This window comes from Amycolatopsis sp. NBC_01488 (genome assembly GCF_036227105.1).
In the GTDB taxonomy this organism is placed as follows: domain Bacteria; phylum Actinomycetota; class Actinomycetes; order Mycobacteriales; family Pseudonocardiaceae; genus Amycolatopsis.
Genome location: NZ_CP109434.1, coordinates 2,555,464 through 2,573,368 on the forward strand (window position 1 = coordinate 2,555,464; position 17,905 = coordinate 2,573,368).

The following is a 17,905-nucleotide window of genomic DNA, read 5'->3' on the forward strand; positions in this document are numbered from 1 at the left end:
GACCACGACGCTCGGCACGTCGAAGTCTTGTGCAGGGGCAACGAAAGGAACGCTCATGGCTCCGGTCCGGGTCGGCATCGTCGGGCTCAGCGCGAACGGCGGCTGGGCCGCCACCGCGCACGTGCCCGCGCTGGCCGCCGTGGACGGCTACGAGCTCCGCGCGCTGAGCGCGAGCAGTGCCGAGTCGGCGCGGGTGGCCGGGGAGAAGTACGGCGTGCCGCTGACCTTCGGCGACACCGGGGAGCTGGCACGGCACCCGGAGGTCGACCTGGTCGTCGTCGCGGTGAAGGTGTCCGAGCACCGGGCGCTGATCGAGCCCGCGCTCGCGGCGGGCAAGCAGGTGCTCAGCGAGTGGCCACTCGGCGTGAGCCTCGCCGAAACCGAGGCGCTGGCCGAAGCCGCTCGAGGGAAACCGACTGCCGTCGGCCTGCAGGGCCGCTCCGCACCCGCGTTGCGCTACCTGCGCGACCTCATCAAGGACGGGTACGTCGGCCGCGTGCTCTCGACGTCGTTGATCGGTTCGGGCGGCAACTGGGGGCCGTCGGTCCGGGCCGGGCGCGACTACCAGCTGCACCCCGAAGGCGGGGCGACCATGCTGACCATCCCGTTCGCGCACACCGTCGACGCCTTCGACATGGTGCTCGGCCGGTTCGCCGAGCTGTCGGCGACGATGGCGACCGTCCGGTCGCGGGTGCGCGACGAGGTCACCGGCGACTCCGTCCCGATGACCGCGCCGGACCAGATCGCCGTCACCGGCGTGCTGACCGGCGGCGCCGTCGTGTCGCTGCACCTGCGCGGCGGGTCGTCGCCCGCCACGGACTTCCACTGGGAGATCAACGGCACCGAGGGCACCCTGGTCGTCACCGCCGCGGACCCGCTGTTCTGGATCGCGAAACTGACGCTGCGCGGCAGCCGGACCGGCACGCTGGAGAAGCTCACCGTGCCGACCCGGTACGAGCTGCCGCAGCTGGCCGGGCGCAGCGCCGAGCCGTCGTACAACGTCGCGCACGCCTACGCGCGGCACCTCAAGGGTGACCTGCCGGACTTCGCGCACGCGCTGCGCGTGCACCGCGTGCTCGACGCCGTCCAGCGGTCGGCCGACGCCGGGACGCGGATCTACCCGGACGCAGAGTAACTGTTACCGGCGGTTGTAGCTTTTCCGCGAACACCGACTTACTCTCGGGTGATGGACGACGTTGTCTATGACCGCGAGGGCCACGGCGAGCCGCTGGTCCTGATCCACGGCATCGGCCACCGCCGTCAGGCGTGGACGCCGGTGTTCCCGCTGCTCACGCCGCATCGCGACGTCATCGCGGTGGACCTGCCGGGCTTCGGCGAGTCGCCCGAGCCGGCCGGCGGGTACGGCATCGAACCCGCGCTGGTGATGTTCAAGGAGCTCTTCACCGAGCTGGGCCTCGACCGCCCCCACGTCGCGGGCAACTCCCTCGGCGGGCTGCTGTCGCTGGCGCTCGGCCAGGCCGGGCTCGTCCGCAGCGTCACGGCGCTGTCGCCGGCCGGGTTGTGGAACCGGACGCAGAAGATGTACGCGATCGCCACGCTCAAGGCGCACCGCGCGCTCGCCCAGCGCACGCCGCCGCACGTCGTGCGCCGCATCGCCGCGACGGCGGCCGGGCGCAAGGCGCTGACCGGGATGATCGTCGGGAAGCCGGGCCTGCTCACACCGGACGCCGTCGTCGAGGACGCCCACGCGCTCGCGACCGCGCCGGGCTTCGAGCCCACCGCCGCGCAGTCCCGCGGGGACTTCCGCTTCACCGGCCCGGTCACCGGCGTCCCGGTGACGATCGCGTGGGCCGAGCACGACCGGATCCTCGCCCGGCCTCGCGTCGCCGACCTGCGGAAGATCGCTCCGAACGGGACCTTCCGGCTGCTGCCGGGCTGCGGGCACGTGCCGATGAACGACGACCCGGCGCTCGTCGCGCGGGTGCTGCTCCAGGGCAGCCGCTAGATGACATTCGCTTTACGTCCGTCTTTTGACCCTGGCAGCTGATCCGCTCGCGAGGCAGAATCCTCCGCCGTGCGCCCTTATGGGGACGTTGGGCGCGAATCGGAGGAAACACGCATGAAGCTTTCAACCCGGCTCGTGGTGCTCGCCGCGGCCGCGCTGGCGACGACGGCGGTCACCACCGCACCCGCATCCGCGGGCCAGCGCCCGGACCCCACCACCGACGTCCGGATCATCACGTTCAACGACTTCCACGGGAACCTGGAGCCGCCATCCGGCTCCAGCGGCCGCGTGACGCAGTCGGACGGGACCACAGTGGACGCCGGCGGCGCCGCTTACCTGGCGACGCACGTGAAGCAGCTCCGCTCGCAGGTGCGCAACTCGCTCGTGCTGTCCGCCGGGGACAACGTCGGCGCGTCGCCGCTGACCTCGGCGCTGTTCCACGACGAGCCGACCATCGACTTCCTGGACCAGCTCGGCGTGAGCGCGTCCGTCGTCGGCAACCACGAGTTCGACGAGGGTTACCAGGAACTGCAGCGCATGCAGTTCGGCGGCTGCCACCCGACGGACGGTTGCCAGTTCGACAAGACGTTCAAGGGCGCAAACTTCCCGTTCCTCGGGTCCAATGTGTACTTCACCAACGGCCTGCCCGCGCTGTTGCCGTTCACCGTCAAGTTCGAAGGCGGCGTGCCGATCGGCATCATCGGTGCCACGCTGAAGGACCTCCCGACCGTCGTCACGCCCGAGGCCATCAAGGGCCTGAAGTTCGGCGACGAGGTGGAGGCGATCAACCGCACCGCCGACCTGCTCGACTTCTTCGGCGTCAAGTCCCAGGTCGTGCTGCTGCACCAAGGCGACAGCACCGAGATCGAAGGCCCGAACGACTGCAGGGTGCTGCCCGGCCCGGCCACGGCGATCGCCAAGGCGGTGACGCCGAAGGTCGACGCGATCTTCACTGGCCACAGCCACCAGCAGTACAACTGCGTCGTCAACGACCCAGCCGGCCAGCCGCGCCCGGTCATCCAGGGTGCGTCGTTCGGCCGCCTGTTGTCCGTCGTGGACCTGAAGATCGACCTGAAGACGCGTGACGTCGTCCGCTCGGCGACGCAGGCGGACAACGAGATCGTCACGCGCACGGTCACCCCGGACCCGGCCGTCGCGGCGCTGGTCGCCGACGCCAAAGCGAAGTCGGCGCCGATCGCGAACAAGCAGGTCGGCACCATCACCGCGGACCTGCCGGCGGCGGGCAACGCGGCCGGTGAGTCCTTGCTCGGGGACGTCATCGCCGACGCGCAGCTCGCGGGCACCCAGAGCAACAACGCGGTCATCGCGATGACCAACCCGGGCGGCATCCGCGCCGACCTGACGTATAAATCGTCCGCGAACGGCGAGGGCGATGGCGTGGTGACCTACGGCGAGGCGTTCACGGTCCAGCCGTTCTCGAACATCATGCAGACGATCACGCTGACCGGCGCGAACCTGAAGAACGTGCTGGAGCAGCAGTGGGCGCCGGGCGTGAACCCGAAGTTCCTGCAGATCTCGAGCTCGCTGCACTACAGCTACTCGGCGTCGGCGCCGCAGGGTTCGCGGGTCTCGAACATCACGGTGAACGGCACGCCGGTCGACCCGGCGGCGACGTTCCGCGTGTCGGTGAACAACTTCCTCGCCGCCGGCGGGGACGGCTTCACCGAGTTCACCAAGGGCACGAACCTGGCCGGCGGGCCGGTCGACCTGGACGCGCTGGTCGCGTACCTGGGCGCCCACCCGAACCTGGCCCCGCCCGCGGCGGACCGGATCACGAAGCTGCCGTAAGTCCGGTTCTTCCAAGACGCCGGGCCGACAATGGACCCATGCCGACTTGGGAAGACGTCGTACGCCTGGCCTCGGAACTGCCCGAGGTCGAGGCGTCGACCTGGTACCGCACGCCCGGGCTGAAGGTCGCGGGCAAGGGTTTCGCGCGGCTGCGCACCGAGGCCGAAGGCGGCCTGGTCGTGATGTGCGGGCTCGACGAGAAGGCCGCGTTGCTGGATTCCGGCGACGCGGCCTTCTTCACGACACCGCACTACGACGGTTCCGGCTCGATCATCGTCGACCTCGGGAAGGTCGACGTCGATCAGCTGCGCGAGCTGCTCGAAGAGGCGTGGCGGTTGAAGGCGCCTTCCCGGCTCACCAGGTGAGTTCGCCCTTGAGCATGCTCATCAGGATCATGTCGTGGCGCTCGCCGTCGAGGCCGACGAACGACTCGCGGTGCCGGCCCTCTTCGACGAAGCCGACCTTCCGGTAGACGTGCCGGGCGACCTCGTTCTCGGCGACGACCCAGAGCGTGATCTGGTGCAGGCGCATGCTGGTGAAGCCGTAGCGGCACATCAGCCGCACGGCCTCGGTGCCGTAGCCGCCGCCGTTGCGGTATTCGCCGTCGCCGATGTAGACGTCCAGCGTGGCCTCGCCGACTTCGGGCTCGGCGTCGCGCAGGTCGATGATGCCGATGAGGGCGCCTGCCGCCTTGGCCTCGATCCCGAGCACCACCAGCTTGTACTCGTTGACCGGGCGTTCTTCGGCGCGCTTGCGCACCTGGGCGAGCGACCTCGGGTGACCGCTCTCCATCCACCGCCCGACCTCGGGATCGGTCCCCCACGCGTGGATCTTCTCCGCGTCCTCCGGTTCGAGCGCGCGCAGCCGGACGAGCTCCCCCTCGAGCAGCACTTCTCCCCCTAGTCCCGCTTCAGCAGCAGGAAGTCGTGGACGTTCAGCAGGCCGAGGAACTGCCGCACGGGCGTCGGCATCGCTCGGCGCGACTCATCATGCACGAGCCGGGGCGAATGCACGCGGTAATTTCGCCGCTGCGTGATCACCGTGCAACTCTCCGCGGCCAGCACGTTCTTCACCCAGTCCGTGTCGGGTCCGTAGGTGAGCGCGACGACGAAGCCGTCGGCCGTGCGGAAGACGTTCAGGGGCGTCCGGTACTCCTTGCCGGACTTCCGTCCCTTGTGGACGATCATGCCGAACCCGGGGGCCCAGCCCACGACGTACTTGTTGATCCGGTTGGTCACCACGCGGTTGAAGCGGGCGAGTCCCTTGGGTAGCACCATACCGCGATAATATCAACGGTCGATGAATTCATCGACCGGATGACCCCGCTTCCCGGCTCGGGGTCGCCCGATGGTGGGATATGGCGCATGTCGACCGCATGGCCGCTGCGCCAGGCCCCGGAAGCGCCGGTCATCATCGCGCTGGCCCTGGTGAATGACCCCGACGCGCTCGGCTTCGTCGTGCTGGACGACGAGGACGACTGGTTCATCAGCGACGGCACCGAGCTGTCCGACGACGTCATGGTCAACCGCGAGAGCTTCGGCAAGATGTCGGTGCGGGAGGCGCTCGAGCTGCTGCCGCAGCTGGCCGCGCTGGCCACCCTGCCGACGGGCATGGCCGCCGACTGGGACCCCGAGCGCCGCACCTGGCTGCTGTCGTCGGTGACCGGGTCCGACGACGAGGACGAGGACATGCGGCTGCTCACCCAGCGCCGCGCGGCCTGGGAGTTCGAGGGCTCGCCGGACGACGAAGCCCAGATCAGCACCGGTCTCACCGAGATCCCGACCGGCCCGCAGCAGCCGGTGCGCGCGGTCCGCCAGGTCGTCCGCGAACCGGACGGCACCTGGCTGTTCGTCGGCTTCGAGGTCCCCGAGGCGGAGGACTTCGAGGTCGAAGGCCTGGAGCTGGAGCACGTCGCGAACCTGTACCCGGACGTCCGGACGGTGCTGAAGGCCGCGCCGGGCCAGGTGTACGACCGCGCCACCCCGGACGCCGAGTGGGAGCTCGTCGAGGGCTAGAGCTTGATCGGCAGGTGGAAGAGCCCGCGCGTGATCGGGCTCGGCCACCACGTGAGTTCTGCTTCGGGCACCGCGAGCCGCGCGGTCGGCAGTCGGCGCAGCACGGTCTCGAAGGCGACATCGGCCTGGAGCCGGGCCAAAGCCGCGCCGATGCACAGGTGCGGCCCGGCGCCGAACGCGATGTGCCGCCGATCGTCCTGCCGGCGTCCTGGCCGGAACGCGTCCGCGTCGTCGAACGCCGCGGGGTCGCGGTTGGCCGCCAGCACCGAGACGAGGATCGGGTCGCCCGGCCGCATGACCTGCCCGCCGACCTCGACGTCCTCGGTCGGGAAACGCCACGTCGCGTTCTGCAGCGGGGCGTGCAGTCGCAGCGTCTCCTCGATGACGTCGGCCCGGTGGGCCGGGTCGGTGCGTGCCTTGGCAGCCTCGTCCGGGTGGGTCAGCAGCGCGAGCGCGCCGGTCGAGATGAGCCCGACCGTCGTTTCGTGGCCGCCGATGAGGATCAGGAAGGCCGTCGACGTCACCTCGTCGGCGGAGAGCGTGCCCGCGGCTTCCTGCGCGACGAGGTCGCTGATCAGGTCGGTGCCGGGCGTCGCCCGCTTGGCGTCGACGACCTCGGTGACCAGCCGTTCCAGCACGTCGGTGGCGTCGCGGACCTTAGAGCCGTCGGTGTCGTCGGCCGAGTCGATGACGAGCGACCACTCGTGGACGTCTTCGCGGTACTGCTCCGGCACGCCGAGCAGGTCGCAGATGATCGCGATCGGCAGCGGGTAGGCCAGCTCGGTGACGAGGTCGCCGTGCCCGCGTGCCTCGATGGCGCCGACCAGCTCGTCGGTCACCCGCTGCGCGCGCTCGCGCAGGTTCCCCATCCGGCGCGGGCCGAACGCGCCGGCGCAGGCGCGGCGCAACCGGACGTGGTCGGGCGGGTCGGCGTTGATCATGCTGGAGGCGAGCGACGGCCGGTGGTCGAGCGGCAGGCCCATGCCCGAGCGTTGCCACTCCTCGTTGCCGGCGAACGGGCTCTTGACCAGGGCGGGGTGGTTGAGCGCCAGCACGGCGTCGTCGTACCGCGTGATCAGCCAGGCCCACGTGCCGGTCGGGAAGGCGAGCCGGTGCGGTGGCCGTCCGCGCAACCAGGCGTAGGCCGGCGAGGGGTCGCGATCGAAGTCCGGACCGAACAGCGCGGGCTCTCCCATGCCGCCACCCTGCCTGGGAAAGATTCTCCGCGACAAGTGTCCCGGCGCGGCTTCGCCCGTTCGTCCTTACAGTGAAAGCCGGCGATCGGCGCCGGCCAGTACCCGTGAGGAGCAGCCATGCCCCAGTACGCCGCCATCATCTACGCCACCGACATCGACCCGACCAAGCCCGAGGCCGCGGACCTGATGAAGGACTACAACGAGTTCGGCGAGGGCGCCCAGGCCGTGATCCGCGGCGGCGCGGCGCTGTACCCCACGGCGACCGCGACGACGGTCCGCGTCACCGGCGGCAAGGGCGGCGACGTCGTCACCAGCGACGGCCCGTACGCGGAGACGAAGGAAGCCCTGACCGGCTTCTACCTCATCGAGTGCGCCGACCTCGACGAAGCCGTCAAGGTCGCGTCGCGCATCCCGGGCGCCTGGGACGGCGCGATCGAGGTCCGGCCGGTCGTCGACTTCGGCCAGTGACCCACGCCGGGGACGCGATCGCGCGGCTGGTCCGGGACGAGGGCACCCGGGTACTGGCCACGCTGGTTCGCGTCACCGGCAGCGTCGACCTGGCGGAGGACGCGGTCCAGGACGCCGTCGTGCGCGCGCTGGAGACGTGGCCGCGCGACGGCGTCCCGGCCAACCCGCGCGGCTGGCTCCTGGTGGCGGCCCGCCGTCGCGCGGTGGACGTCGTCCGCCGCGAAGCGAAGCGGCTCGGGAAGGAGGCGGACGCGATGCCCGCCTTCGACCCGTTCCCGGACCCGGTCTCCGTCCGCGACGACCTGCTGCGCCTGGTCTTCACGTGCTGCCACCCGGCGTTGTCGCTCGAGGCCCAGGTCGCTTTGGCGCTACGGACATTGGGCGGTTTGTCGACCGCGGAGGTCGCGCGCGCGTTGCTGCTCCCCGAGGCGACGATGGCGAAGCGCCTGACGCGCGCGAAGCAGAAGATCGCGCAGGCTCGCATTCCGTACCGGGTGCCTCCTGCGGAAGAGCTGCCTTCGCGCCTGGCCGGCGTCGCGTCGACGGTGTACCTGATCTTCAACGAGGGCTACACAGGGCGCGTCTCACTTCTTTCCGAGGGCGTCCGCCTGGCGCGCTTGCTGGCCGAGCTGATGCCGGACGAGCCGACGGCGCTGGGGTTGCTGGCCTTGGTGCTGCTGCAGGACGCCCGCCGCGCGGCCCGGTTCGCCTCGGGCGTGCCGGTCCTGCTGGCCGAGCAGGACCGTTCGGCGTGGGACGGCGAGCTGATCAAGGAAGGCGTGGCGCTGGTGGGAGTGGGCCTGCGCCGAACCCCGTCGGCACCGAACGGGTACGTGGTCCAGGCGGCGATCGCGGCCTGCCACGACCTGGCACCGTCGTACGCGGAGACGAATTGGGACGCGGTGATCTCCTGGTACGACGTGCTGTTGTCGGTCCAGGACACGGAAGTGGTCCGCCTGAACCGCGCGGCGGCGGTGGCGGAAAGGGACGGACCCGCGGCGGGGTTGGCGTTGGTGGACGCCTTGGCGGGGCTGGACGACTACCCGTGGTGGCACGCGTCGCGCGCGGAGTTGTTGCACCGCATGGGTTCTCCGGCGGGTTTCGACGCTTTGGAACGCGCGGTGGAAACGGGTTTGCCGGCCGCGCACGCGGCTCATTTGCGGGCCCGGATTCAACAAGAAAACCCCGGACAAAATGTCCGGGGCCTTTCCGAGAGCGGATGACGGGAATCGAACCCGCGTATTCAGCTTGGGAAGCTGATGTTCTACCATTGAACTACATCCGCAGTGCGTCGCCAGCATACACGGCGCCGTGATCCCGGTGTCCAGACCCTCCTCCTTGACGTCCGCGCGTCAAGTGACAACACTTGTTGTCGACTTCGGAGGTGAGCGGCGTGGACGATCCCGAGCTGTTCCGACAAGGCGGGTTCCGGCTGGCCCAGCGGCTGTTCATCGAAGGGGACATCCGGGGCGACGAACGGCAGGTCGCGCGGCTGCGGGAGTTCGCCCAGGTGCAGGACCAGCGCGCCGACGACGTCGTCGCGTGGATGGCGCAACAACCCCAAGGGCAGGGGCGCCGGCTGTTCGAAGACGCGCTGAAGAACGGCGCGGCCACCGATGGGCCGCTCAAGGCGTTCTTCGACGAGGTCGACGCCAAGCCCTACTGGGTCGACGACCGACGCCTCGAACGCGGTGCCAAGGCCATCACCCGGGCCGGTCTGCTCGGGCTCTTCCCGCTCGGCGACATGTCGCTAATGGGCGGCTACCTCGCGTCGCGGGCCGCGAAAGCCCTGGTCGGAACCGGAGAGATCGAGTACAAGGCCACGCGGCGGCTCGTGGAGACCGCCACCTGGTGGATCGACGTCACCACGCCCGGCGCGCTCGAGCACGGCGAGCAGGGGTACGCCTCCGCCCTGCGGATCCGGCTCGTGCACGCCCACGTCCGCGCCGCCATGAACCGGCGGGACGACTGGGACTACGACGCCTGGGACCGGCCCGTCAACCAGGTCCAGACCGCCGGCACGCTCCTGCTCTTCTCCCTCGTCTACGTCTTCGGCACGCAGCTGCTCGGCCTCCGCTACTTCGCCCGCGAACGCGGCGACATCCTGCACCTCTGGCGCTACATCGGCTGGCTCATGGGCGTCGACGACGAGCTGCTGCCCACCTCCGAAGAGGACGCCTGGCGCCTGCTCTGGCTGCTCGCCGCCACCGAATTCATCCCGGACGACGACTCGAAGCGGCTCGCCAAGGCACTGATCGAGGCCAACGCCGCCGTCGGTGAGGGGCGCGGCGCCGTGGGGAAGGTGCTTTCGCACGTCTCGGTCGCCGTGCATTCGTCGATCAGCCGGCTCGTGCTCGGGAAGACCAACGTCGACTTCCTCGGGCTGCCGAACGACCCGGTCGCGCAGGCCGCGATCGTCGCCGTGGCGGGGGTCAACTTCGCCGCCGAGACCGTGCGGCGGTTCATCCCCGGGGCCACCGCGCTGCAGGAACGGATCGGCGAGGCCGGGCGCCGCGGATACGTGAAGCGGCTCGAGAAGATCTTCGCGCCCGACACGAGCTACGCGCAGCACATGCGGGCCGCCTGAGCACACCGGATAGGCTTCCGCCGTGCTGCTCAGTGACCGTGACCTCCGCAAAGAGCTCGACGCCGGCCGGCTCGGCATCGACCCCTTCGACGCCGGCATGGTCCAGCCGTCCAGCGTCGACGTCCGGCTCGACCGGTACTTCCGCGTCTTCAACAACAGCAAGTACACCCACATCGACCCGCAGCTGCAGCAGGACGACCTGACCTCGCTGGTCGAGAAGGAGGGCGACGAGCCCTTCGTGCTGCACCCGGGCGAGTTCGTGCTCGGCTCGACCTTCGAGCTCGTCACCCTGGCCGACGACCTCGCCGGCCGCCTCGAGGGCAAGTCGTCGCTCGGCCGCCTCGGGCTGCTCACGCACTCGACCGCCGGGTTCATCGACCCGGGCTTCTCCGGGCACATCACGCTCGAGCTGTCGAACGTCGCGAACCTGCCGATCACGCTCTGGCCGGGCATGAAGATCGGCCAGCTGTGCATCTTCCGCCTGTCCAGCGCGGCCGAGTTCCCGTACGGCTCGAGCGAGGCCGGGTCCCGCTACCAGGGGCAGCGCGGCCCGACCCCGAGCCGGGCGTACAAGAACTTCCACCGCGTCGACACCTGGCGCTAAGCGGCGATCTTCTCGTTCCAGTCGATGTGGTGCTGCCACATGAAGGCGTTCGGGTCCTCGTCGAACGGCTTCGCGAACACGCGCTTGATGAAGAAGTCGCGGACCACGCGCCCGACCGGGCCGATCACCTTCTGGTCGCCGTTGCGCTTGCCGGCCGCGACCACCGCTTCGACGCGCTCGCGCCGCAGACCCTCGTAGGTGACCAGCGCCTGTTCGACGCTCGGCACGTCCCGGAGGCATTTGCCCAGGGTGACGGCGTCTTCGATGGCCATCGACGCGCCCTGGCCCGCCGCCGGTGACGTCGCGTGCGCCGCGTCGCCGATGATCACCATGCGGCCGCGGTGCCAGACCGGGACCGTCGGGAAGTCGTACGTCGGCCACGCCGGGTAGATCTCGCGGGTCGCGCGGATGATCTCCGTCGCGGGTGTCCGGTCGCGCGCGACCAGGTGGAGCAGCTCGGCGCGCAGCTTCTCGCCGGCGAGCGTGGCCAGCTCGGAGGCGGTCGGCTCGGTCCTGCGGGGCGGGTTCGCGAACCACCAGACGCGGCCGTCCCGTGGGCTCACGACGTGGCAGAAGAACACCCGCTTGCCGAAGACCATGTTCAGCACGCCCGGCTCGTCCGGCAGGCGCAGTCCTTCGGCGAACCCGCCGGTGTTGAGCAGCGGCACATACCGCGGCCCCGGCGCGTCCGCGTCGATGATCGTGCGGACGCGCGAACGGAGTCCGTCGGCGCCGATCAGCAGGTCGCCGGTTTCCTGGGAGCCGTCCGAAAATTCCGCTCTGACCTGCGAAGACGTCTGGCTCGCGCCGATCAGGCGCTTGCCATACTCGGCGCGGATGCCGCGTCGCGTGGCCTCGTCGCGCAGGGCGACGTAGAGGTCGGAGCGCAGCACGGTCTGGCTCACCGTGCCGTCCGGTAGCTCGCCGCCCAGCGGGAACTCGGCCAGCGGGGTGCCGTTGCCGAGCCCGATCGACATGCGGGGCGAGTCGAAGCCCGCGCTCTTCACGATGTCCTTGAGGCCCAGCGGCAGCAGCGCGTCCAGGCCGTTCACCGCCAGCGTGAGGAACGCGCCGACGCCCTCGGCGCCCCGGTCGTACGCCTCGAACAGCACCGGCTCGTGCCCGGCTTCGTGCAGGGCGATGGCTGTGATCGTCCCCGCGATGCCGCCCCCCATGATCAATGCCCGTGTCATCTCGTTCGTCCCCTCGAATCTCTTAGAAACTAATTCATTCTGTCGAACTAAAGAGTGGGCTAGGCTGGACGGCGTGTCAAGCGAGCGAGCGCAACTGGTCGAACAAGTCCTGTTCAGGTCCCGGGAGCTGTCGACCGAGACGGTCATGTTCCACACCGCGATCTCCGAGACACGGGGGCTGTCGGCGGTCGACAGCAAGGTCCTGGACTACCTCGCCCGGTTCGGCCCGCAGACGCCGAAGGACCTGGCGCGGCTCTCCGGCCTGGCGCCCGCGTCGGTGACCGCGATGATCGACCGGCTCGAGCGCAAAGGCATCGTCGACCGGCGTCCGCATCCGGACGACCGCCGCCGCGTGCTCATCGCGCTGGACGAGCAGGCCATCGCGAGCGGCGTCCACCTGTGGGACCACCTCGTCAAGCGCATGTACGAGCTGTGCGACCGCTACACCGACGACGAGCTCCGCACGGTGATCGGGTTCGTCGAGGCGGCCACGGCCCTCACCCACGAATCGACGGTGAAGCTGACCGGCTCCACGGACGGGTGAGAACTGACGCGTAAACCCCTCGTTCGTGCCAGGCTCCGAAAGGTCGTCCCGGCCACGGAGGTAGCGATAAATGCGGTTGCCCGATAGGCCGCTTCGCTTGATTCTCGTTCTGGCATTGGTTTTTCTCGCCGCGGCGGTGACGCCGGCGGCGGGCGCGGCCGGCGCCCCACCCTTCGCGGTGGGCTACGACGACGTCGTCTACGGCGACTTCCTGTACGCGGGCAATGGCGTCCTGCGGTGCCCGCTCACCGCCGATCACGCGCCGGCCGCCGGCGCGGTGGACACGCCCGCCGCGTGCGCGAACACCGCGGACCGCAAGGACACCCTGGTCAACGACGACTTCTTCATGCAGTGGGCCGACGTCGACGCCGACCCGGGCACGTTCGATTCGGCTAGCGCGTCCGTGCGCATCCCGCCCGGCGCCCGCATCGCCTTCGCCCGGTTGAACTGGGCGGGCAACACGACGGGGACGACATGCGGTCCTCGCGAAGGCGCTCCCGCGATTCCGCCGCCGGGGAACCCCGCCACCCAGAACGTCCGGCTTTCGGTGGGCAGCGCGAAGCCGGCCGACGTCAAGCCGTCGGGCTTCGCCGAAGACGGCCCGTACTACTCGGCCCACGCCGACGTGACCAGCCAGTTCGCGGGCGCGCCGACCGGCGGCCCGCTCGACGTGACGGTCGGCAACGTCTGGGCCCCCAAGGGTTTCGACTGCGTCGGCGGCTGGTCGATCGCCTTGGTCTACGCGTATCCGCAGCGCAACGCCGACTTCGCGCCGAACAAGCGCAAGGTCATCGTCTACGACGGCCACGTCCGGCAGGCCTCGGACGTCCCCACGGAGACGACGATCACCGGCTTCCGCGCGGCGGCCGCCGACGCGCACCTCGGCGTCACCGCCTACGACGGCGACTGGGGCGGCTCCGGCGACCAGTTCCTGGTCGACGGCACGCCGGCCGCCGAGCCCGCCACCGGCGGGACGTCGAACTTCTTCATCTCCAACGCCGACAACGCGGCGGCGCCGGGAGTGAAGAACAACTTCAGCGTGGACGCCAAGGCGTTCAACGTCGACAACATTCCCGCGGGCGCAACCAGCGCAAAGCTCGGCTTCGTCACCAGCGGCGACACGTATCTCGCGCAGAACCTGGCGTTTTCGGTGCCGGTGCCCGAACTCCAGGTCGCCGTGCGTGCGACACAGCCGAAGGCGCACGCCGGCGACCCGGTGACGTTCGCCGTCGCGGTGACCAACCCGGGTGGCGTCGCGGCGTCCGGGGTACAGGTCGCTGACGAGGCGTTTCCGGCCTGCGCCAAGCAACTCGGCACGCTCGCCCCCGGCCAGACCGTCACCTACGACTGCACCGGCTCCGCCCCCGCCGACGACTTCGCCACCACGGTGAAGGTGACCGGCACGAGCGCGCTCGGTGACGCGCTCGACGGCGCCGCGACCGCGGCCGTCGACGTCGTACACCCGTCGTTGGGCATGACGAAGACGGCCGACAAGCCCGCCTACCGCACCGGCGACACCGCGACCTTCACGATCAAGGTCACGAACACCGGCGACACCGGGCTTTCCGGCCTGCAGGTCACCGACCCGAAGGCGCCTTCGTGCGCACTCACGGGCGCTCTCGCGCCTGGCGAAAGCCGCACGACGACGTGCACCGCGAAGGCCCCGATCGCCGACGGCGTCAACACCGCGACCGCCGCGGCAACCGACGAACTCGGCAAGGAAGTCACGGCCACCGCGGACGCGCCCGCGCCGACGATCGCGCCCGCCGTCGAAGTCACCAAGACCGCCGAGCCGCCGGTGATCCACGCGGGCGACACCGTCACGTTCGCCGTAGCGGTGAAGAACACCGGCGACAGCCCGCTCGCGCCGGTGAAGCTCACCGACGACACGACGACGTCGTGCTCCCGCACGTTCGGCAGCCTGGCCGCGGGCGCGACGCAGACGTACACGTGCACGGCGAACCCGTCCACGACGACGACGTCGCACGTCACCGCCACCGGCACCGACCTCGCGGGCCAGCCGGTCGCCGCCACCGCGCCGGCGACGGTCACGGTGATCACGCCGGCCCTGACGCTCGCGAAGGACGCCACGCCGGATGTCGTCCGCGCCGGCGACCTGATCACGTTCACGATCACGGTCGCCAACGCCGGTGACACGCCCCTCTCGGAGGTCGCCGTCACCGACGACCGCACGCCGGCATGCGCGCGAACGATCGGTGCGTTGCCGCCGCGGGGCAGGCAGACGTACACCTGCACCGCGCCGGCCCCGCCGGACGACTTCACCAACACGGCGGTCGCGTCCGGAAAGGACCAGCTCGGCCGCACGGTGAAGGTCACCGACGACGCCGTGGTGGACGTCATCCACCCGGGGGTGGCGCTCGCCGCGCAGGCTTCGCCCACCGCGGTCCGCGAAGGCGACACGGTGACGTGGACGATCACCGCCACCAACACGGGCGACGTGCCCCTGACCGGCGTGACGGTCACGGACGACCAGGTCGCGGGCTGCGCCAAGCCGCTCGGAACGCTTCAGCCGCACGCGACTTCGGCGTACCCGTGCACGACGGTCGCGGGCGCCACCGGCTTGACGAACAAGCCGGCGGTGACAGGCCTGGACCCGACCGCCCGGCCGGTGACGGCGAGCGCGGAGGCCGCGTTCGCCGTGCAGCACCCCGCAGTGGCGATCACCGCAGAGGTCACGGGCGGCCCGTTCCGCGAGGGCGACGCGGTGCCGCTGCGGATCACCGTGCGCAACCCGGGCGACGTGCCGCTGACCGCTGTGCGGGTCACGGACTCGCCAGGGCCGGGTCAGCGGGCTGCGGGCCAGCCGGGCACGGGCTCGGCAGGCACGGGTCAGCCGAGCGCGGGCACGACAGACACGACAGACACGACAGCTCAGGCGACGCCGACTCCCGGCAGGCAGGTCGCGAACACTCGAACCGCCGCGTCTCGGAGCACCGGCCCGCAGGCGCGGGCCACCGGCTGCGCCCAAGTCCTCGACGGTGCCCTCGAGCCCGGCACCACCAAGACCTTCAGCTGCACCCTCACCGCTCCGGCCGACGACGTCACCGCCGCCGTCCAGGTCACCGCTACGCCACCGGTCGGTCCGGTGGTCACCGCCCGAGGCAGCGCGCAGGTCGACGTCATTCATCCGGCCGTTGCCGTCTCCAGGTCCGTTGACCCGAGAACCGTCCGCGCCGGCGATACCGTCACCTCGACGATCACCGTCACCAACACCGGCGACAGCGTGCTGCGCGATGTCTCCGTGGCTGATCCCGGCGCACCGGCATGCGCCAAATCCCTGGGTTCACTCGAACCGCGAGCCACGCAGCACTACAGCTGCACTCAAGTCGCCGGCGAAGCCGACTTCACCGCCACCGCGGCCGTCACCGCCACCGACGCCACGAACCGTCCGGTGACCGCCACCGCCGGGGAACCGGTCGATGTCATCCACCCGGCGGTCACCATCACGAACGACGCGACGCCTGCGCAGGTCCGGCAAGGCGACACCGTCACGTTCACCCTCGTCGTCGCGAACACCGGCGATGTCCCACTGACCGACGTGTCCATTGCGGACAGTCGCACTCCGGCGTGCGCTCAGTCCATCGGCACCCTCCCTCCCGGCGCTCTCCAGCACCACTCCTGCACGGTAAACGCCGGCACCGACAATTTCGTGAGCTCCGCCACCGCAACTGGCACCGATCCGACGAACCGCCAGGTCAGTGCCACCGACGACGCGTCCTACACTGTCGTCCACCCCGGACTAGCGCTCACGCAGGACACGAAGGGCCCCTTCCGCGAAGGTGACAACGTGCCGTTCACGGTCACCGTCACCAACACCGGCGACGTCCCGCTGACCGCCGTGACCCTCACCGATGACCGCGCCCCCACCTGCGCGAAGACGTTCGACAAGCTCGAAGCGAAGCAAACGCAGACGTACGACTGCACGATGACCGCCCCGAAGGACGACGTCACGAGCACTGTCGAGGCCAAGGCGACTGCACCCGTCGGCCCGCCGGTCACCGCCACCGCGACCGCGAAGGTCGACGTCATTCACCCGGAAGTGCAGCTCACGAAGGACGCCAAGCCCAGCACAGTCCGCGTAGGCGACGAAGTCACGTTCACCATCGCCGTCCGCAACACCGGCGACGTCCCGCTGACGAACGTGTCCATTGTGGACGACGGAAGGTGCGCCAAGCAGTACGCCGCGCTCGAAGTCGCGGCGACCCGGACCTACACCTGCACCCGGAAAGCACCCGGCGACGACTTCACCACCACCACCGAAGTAACGGCAACGGACCCGACCCATCGCTCCGTGCAATCGAAAGCCGAAGCGAAAATCGACGTCGTCCACCCCGAGATCGCCCTGATGAAGGACGCGACGCCGTACGAAGTTCGCCAAGGCGACACCGTGACCTTTTCGATTCTGGTCAAGAACACCGGCGACGTGCCGCTCACCGCCGTGTCCGTCGTGGACGATCACACGACGGCGTGCGCGCGCACCGCGCCGGCCCTGGCTGTGGACGCCGAAATCTCTTACACCTGCACGACGATCGCGGGGAAGGAAGGCTTCACGGGCAAGGCGACCGTCACCGGCCAGGACCCGACGGGCCGTTCGGTGACGGCGTCCGGCGATGCCACCTTCACGGTGCGCAGCGGCTGAACGGAGTAACGCTGGAGCGTCCGATTGCCGCGGAATCCGAACCTGTCGTCGAATGGCGGCCGAAGAAATGTGACCAGTGCGTTCGCAGGGTTCTCGCTGTAATCGTTCCGTGATACGTTCTCGCGCCGTGTCCCCCATTGGTGAACGTGCTCGCGTGGTGATGGTGTCACTCAGTGTGCTGCTCGGCGTGTTTTCCGCCGCCGCGGGCACTTGGATGGCCACGGCGGAAGGAAACACCGCCGAGCTCGGCGCCGCGGCGCTCGTGCTGCCCGATGCGCCGGCCGGTTCCGGTGGCGGCAGTGGAACCGACCTCGCCGGTGGACGGGTTCCGGCCACGAAGCAGGTGACGACGACCGACACGCCCGCGCCGACGACGTCCAGCGCGGCACCGACCCCGACCGAGACCTCCGAAGCCCCGCCGTCGACGACGTCCGAAGCGGCGGCCCCGCCGCCCAGTACCAAGGCTGCCGCCCGCGTCGCGTCCTCGACGGCCGAGCAGGTGATCACCCTGGTCAACGGCGAGCGTGCGCAGGCAGGCTGCCAGCCGCTGACGGAGGAACCGCACCTGACCAAGGCCGCGCAGGACTACAGCGACGACATGTCGGCGCGGGACTTCTTCGCCCACACCAACCCCGAGGGCGTCACGTTCGACCAGCGCATCAAGAACGCCGGCTACTCGAAGCCGGGCGCGGAGAACATCGCGAAGGGGCAGACGTCCGCGGCGCAGGTCATGGACGCGTGGATGAACTCCGAGGGCCACCGCGCGAACATCCTGAACTGCTCGCTCACCAAGATCGGCGTCGGCGTGACCACGAAGGGCTGGTACTGGGTCCAGGACTTCGGGTACTGAGCCGTACTGGGCC

General features: G+C 70.2%; 16 protein-coding genes and 1 tRNA gene. 12 read left to right on the forward strand and 5 right to left on the reverse strand.

The window, feature by feature from the left end:
- Positions 1-55 precede the first annotated feature (55 nt).
- From OG738_RS12270 to OG738_RS12285, 4 genes are all read left to right on the forward strand, one after another.
- Positions 56-1,135 (forward strand): Gfo/Idh/MocA family protein, encoded by a 1,080-nt coding sequence (locus OG738_RS12270; RefSeq protein WP_329053724.1) that lies wholly within the window; start codon positions 56-58, stop codon positions 1,133-1,135.
- A gap of 51 nt (positions 1,136-1,186) precedes the next feature.
- On the forward strand, positions 1,187-1,966 hold the full coding sequence (locus OG738_RS12275) for an alpha/beta fold hydrolase (RefSeq protein ID WP_329053725.1): 780 nt from the start codon (positions 1,187-1,189) through the stop codon (positions 1,964-1,966).
- Between the two features lie 114 nt (positions 1,967-2,080).
- A complete protein-coding gene (locus OG738_RS12280) occupies positions 2,081-3,775 on the forward strand; it encodes a bifunctional metallophosphatase/5'-nucleotidase (RefSeq protein ID WP_329053726.1) in 1,695 nt (564 codons plus the stop codon).
- Between the two features lie 38 nt (positions 3,776-3,813).
- A complete protein-coding gene (locus OG738_RS12285; RefSeq protein ID WP_329053727.1) occupies positions 3,814-4,140 on the forward strand; it encodes an MmcQ/YjbR family DNA-binding protein in 327 nt (108 codons plus the stop codon).
- Here the strand turns inward: OG738_RS12285 and OG738_RS12290 are convergent.
- Together OG738_RS12290 and OG738_RS12295 are read right to left on the reverse strand one after the other, a co-directional pair.
- Complete coding sequence (locus OG738_RS12290; protein WP_329053728.1) at positions 4,130-4,666, reverse strand: GNAT family N-acetyltransferase; 537 nt, start codon at positions 4,664-4,666, stop codon at positions 4,130-4,132. The two genes, OG738_RS12285 and OG738_RS12290, sit on opposite strands and share 11 nt — an antisense overlap.
- 8 nt (positions 4,667-4,674) lie before the next feature.
- Positions 4,675-5,052, reverse strand: coding sequence for a nitroreductase family deazaflavin-dependent oxidoreductase (locus tag OG738_RS12295; RefSeq protein WP_329053729.1), 378 nt, complete (start codon positions 5,050-5,052; stop codon positions 4,675-4,677).
- Positions 5,053-5,139: 87 nt separating this feature from the next.
- Between OG738_RS12295 and OG738_RS12300 the strand changes: the two genes are divergently transcribed.
- Entirely contained in the window at positions 5,140-5,790 is a 651-nt protein-coding gene (locus tag OG738_RS12300; RefSeq protein WP_329053731.1) for a hypothetical protein, read from the forward strand.
- On the opposite strand, the gene OG738_RS12305 is transcribed toward OG738_RS12300, so the two are convergent.
- Entirely contained in the window at positions 5,787-6,986 is a 1,200-nt protein-coding gene (locus OG738_RS12305; RefSeq protein WP_329053733.1) for a cytochrome P450 family protein, read from the reverse strand. The two genes, OG738_RS12300 and OG738_RS12305, sit on opposite strands and share 4 nt — an antisense overlap.
- A gap of 117 nt (positions 6,987-7,103) precedes the next feature.
- Here OG738_RS12305 and OG738_RS12310 point away from each other — a divergent pair, with 117 nt between their 5' ends.
- Positions 7,104-7,454, forward strand: coding sequence for a YciI family protein (locus tag OG738_RS12310; RefSeq protein ID WP_329053735.1), 351 nt, complete (start codon positions 7,104-7,106; stop codon positions 7,452-7,454).
- A complete protein-coding gene (locus OG738_RS12315; protein WP_329053738.1) occupies positions 7,451-8,677 on the forward strand; it encodes an RNA polymerase sigma factor in 1,227 nt (408 codons plus the stop codon). The genes OG738_RS12310 and OG738_RS12315 overlap by 4 nt, the downstream gene beginning before the upstream one ends.
- Here the strand turns inward: OG738_RS12315 and OG738_RS12320 are convergent.
- Positions 8,669-8,739 (reverse strand) — tRNA-Gly (locus OG738_RS12320). The two genes, OG738_RS12315 and OG738_RS12320, sit on opposite strands and share 9 nt — an antisense overlap.
- A gap of 108 nt (positions 8,740-8,847) precedes the next feature.
- Between OG738_RS12320 and OG738_RS12325 the strand changes: the two genes are divergently transcribed.
- Both OG738_RS12325 and dcd read left to right on the forward strand, forming a co-directional pair.
- The gene (locus tag OG738_RS12325; protein WP_329053739.1) at positions 8,848-10,041 is read left to right on the forward strand and encodes an oxygenase MpaB family protein; all 1,194 of its coding nucleotides are present in this window, start codon (positions 8,848-8,850) and stop codon (positions 10,039-10,041) included.
- A gap of 22 nt (positions 10,042-10,063) precedes the next feature.
- On the forward strand, positions 10,064-10,645 hold the full coding sequence (gene dcd / locus OG738_RS12330) for a dCTP deaminase (RefSeq protein WP_329053741.1): 582 nt from the start codon (positions 10,064-10,066) through the stop codon (positions 10,643-10,645).
- Here dcd and OG738_RS12335 read toward each other — a convergent pair.
- A complete protein-coding gene (locus OG738_RS12335) occupies positions 10,642-11,838 on the reverse strand; it encodes an FAD-dependent oxidoreductase (protein WP_329053743.1) in 1,197 nt (398 codons plus the stop codon). The genes dcd and OG738_RS12335 overlap by 4 nt on opposite strands.
- A gap of 73 nt (positions 11,839-11,911) precedes the next feature.
- Between OG738_RS12335 and OG738_RS12340 the strand changes: the two genes are divergently transcribed.
- From OG738_RS12340 to OG738_RS12350, 3 genes are all read left to right on the forward strand, one after another.
- Positions 11,912-12,382 carry a MarR family transcriptional regulator gene (locus OG738_RS12340; RefSeq protein ID WP_329053744.1) on the forward strand — a complete coding sequence of 157 codons (471 nt, stop codon included), beginning with the start codon at positions 11,912-11,914 and terminating at the stop codon, positions 12,380-12,382.
- 97 nt (positions 12,383-12,479) lie between these two features.
- On the forward strand, positions 12,480-17,042 hold the full coding sequence (locus tag OG738_RS12345; RefSeq protein WP_329053745.1) for a DUF7507 domain-containing protein: 4,563 nt from the start codon (positions 12,480-12,482) through the stop codon (positions 17,040-17,042).
- 154 nt (positions 17,043-17,196) lie between these two features.
- Positions 17,197-17,892: a CAP domain-containing protein gene (locus tag OG738_RS12350; protein ID WP_329053747.1), complete on the forward strand. Its 696-nt coding sequence runs from the start codon at positions 17,197-17,199 to the stop codon at positions 17,890-17,892.
- Positions 17,893-17,905 lie beyond the last annotated feature (13 nt).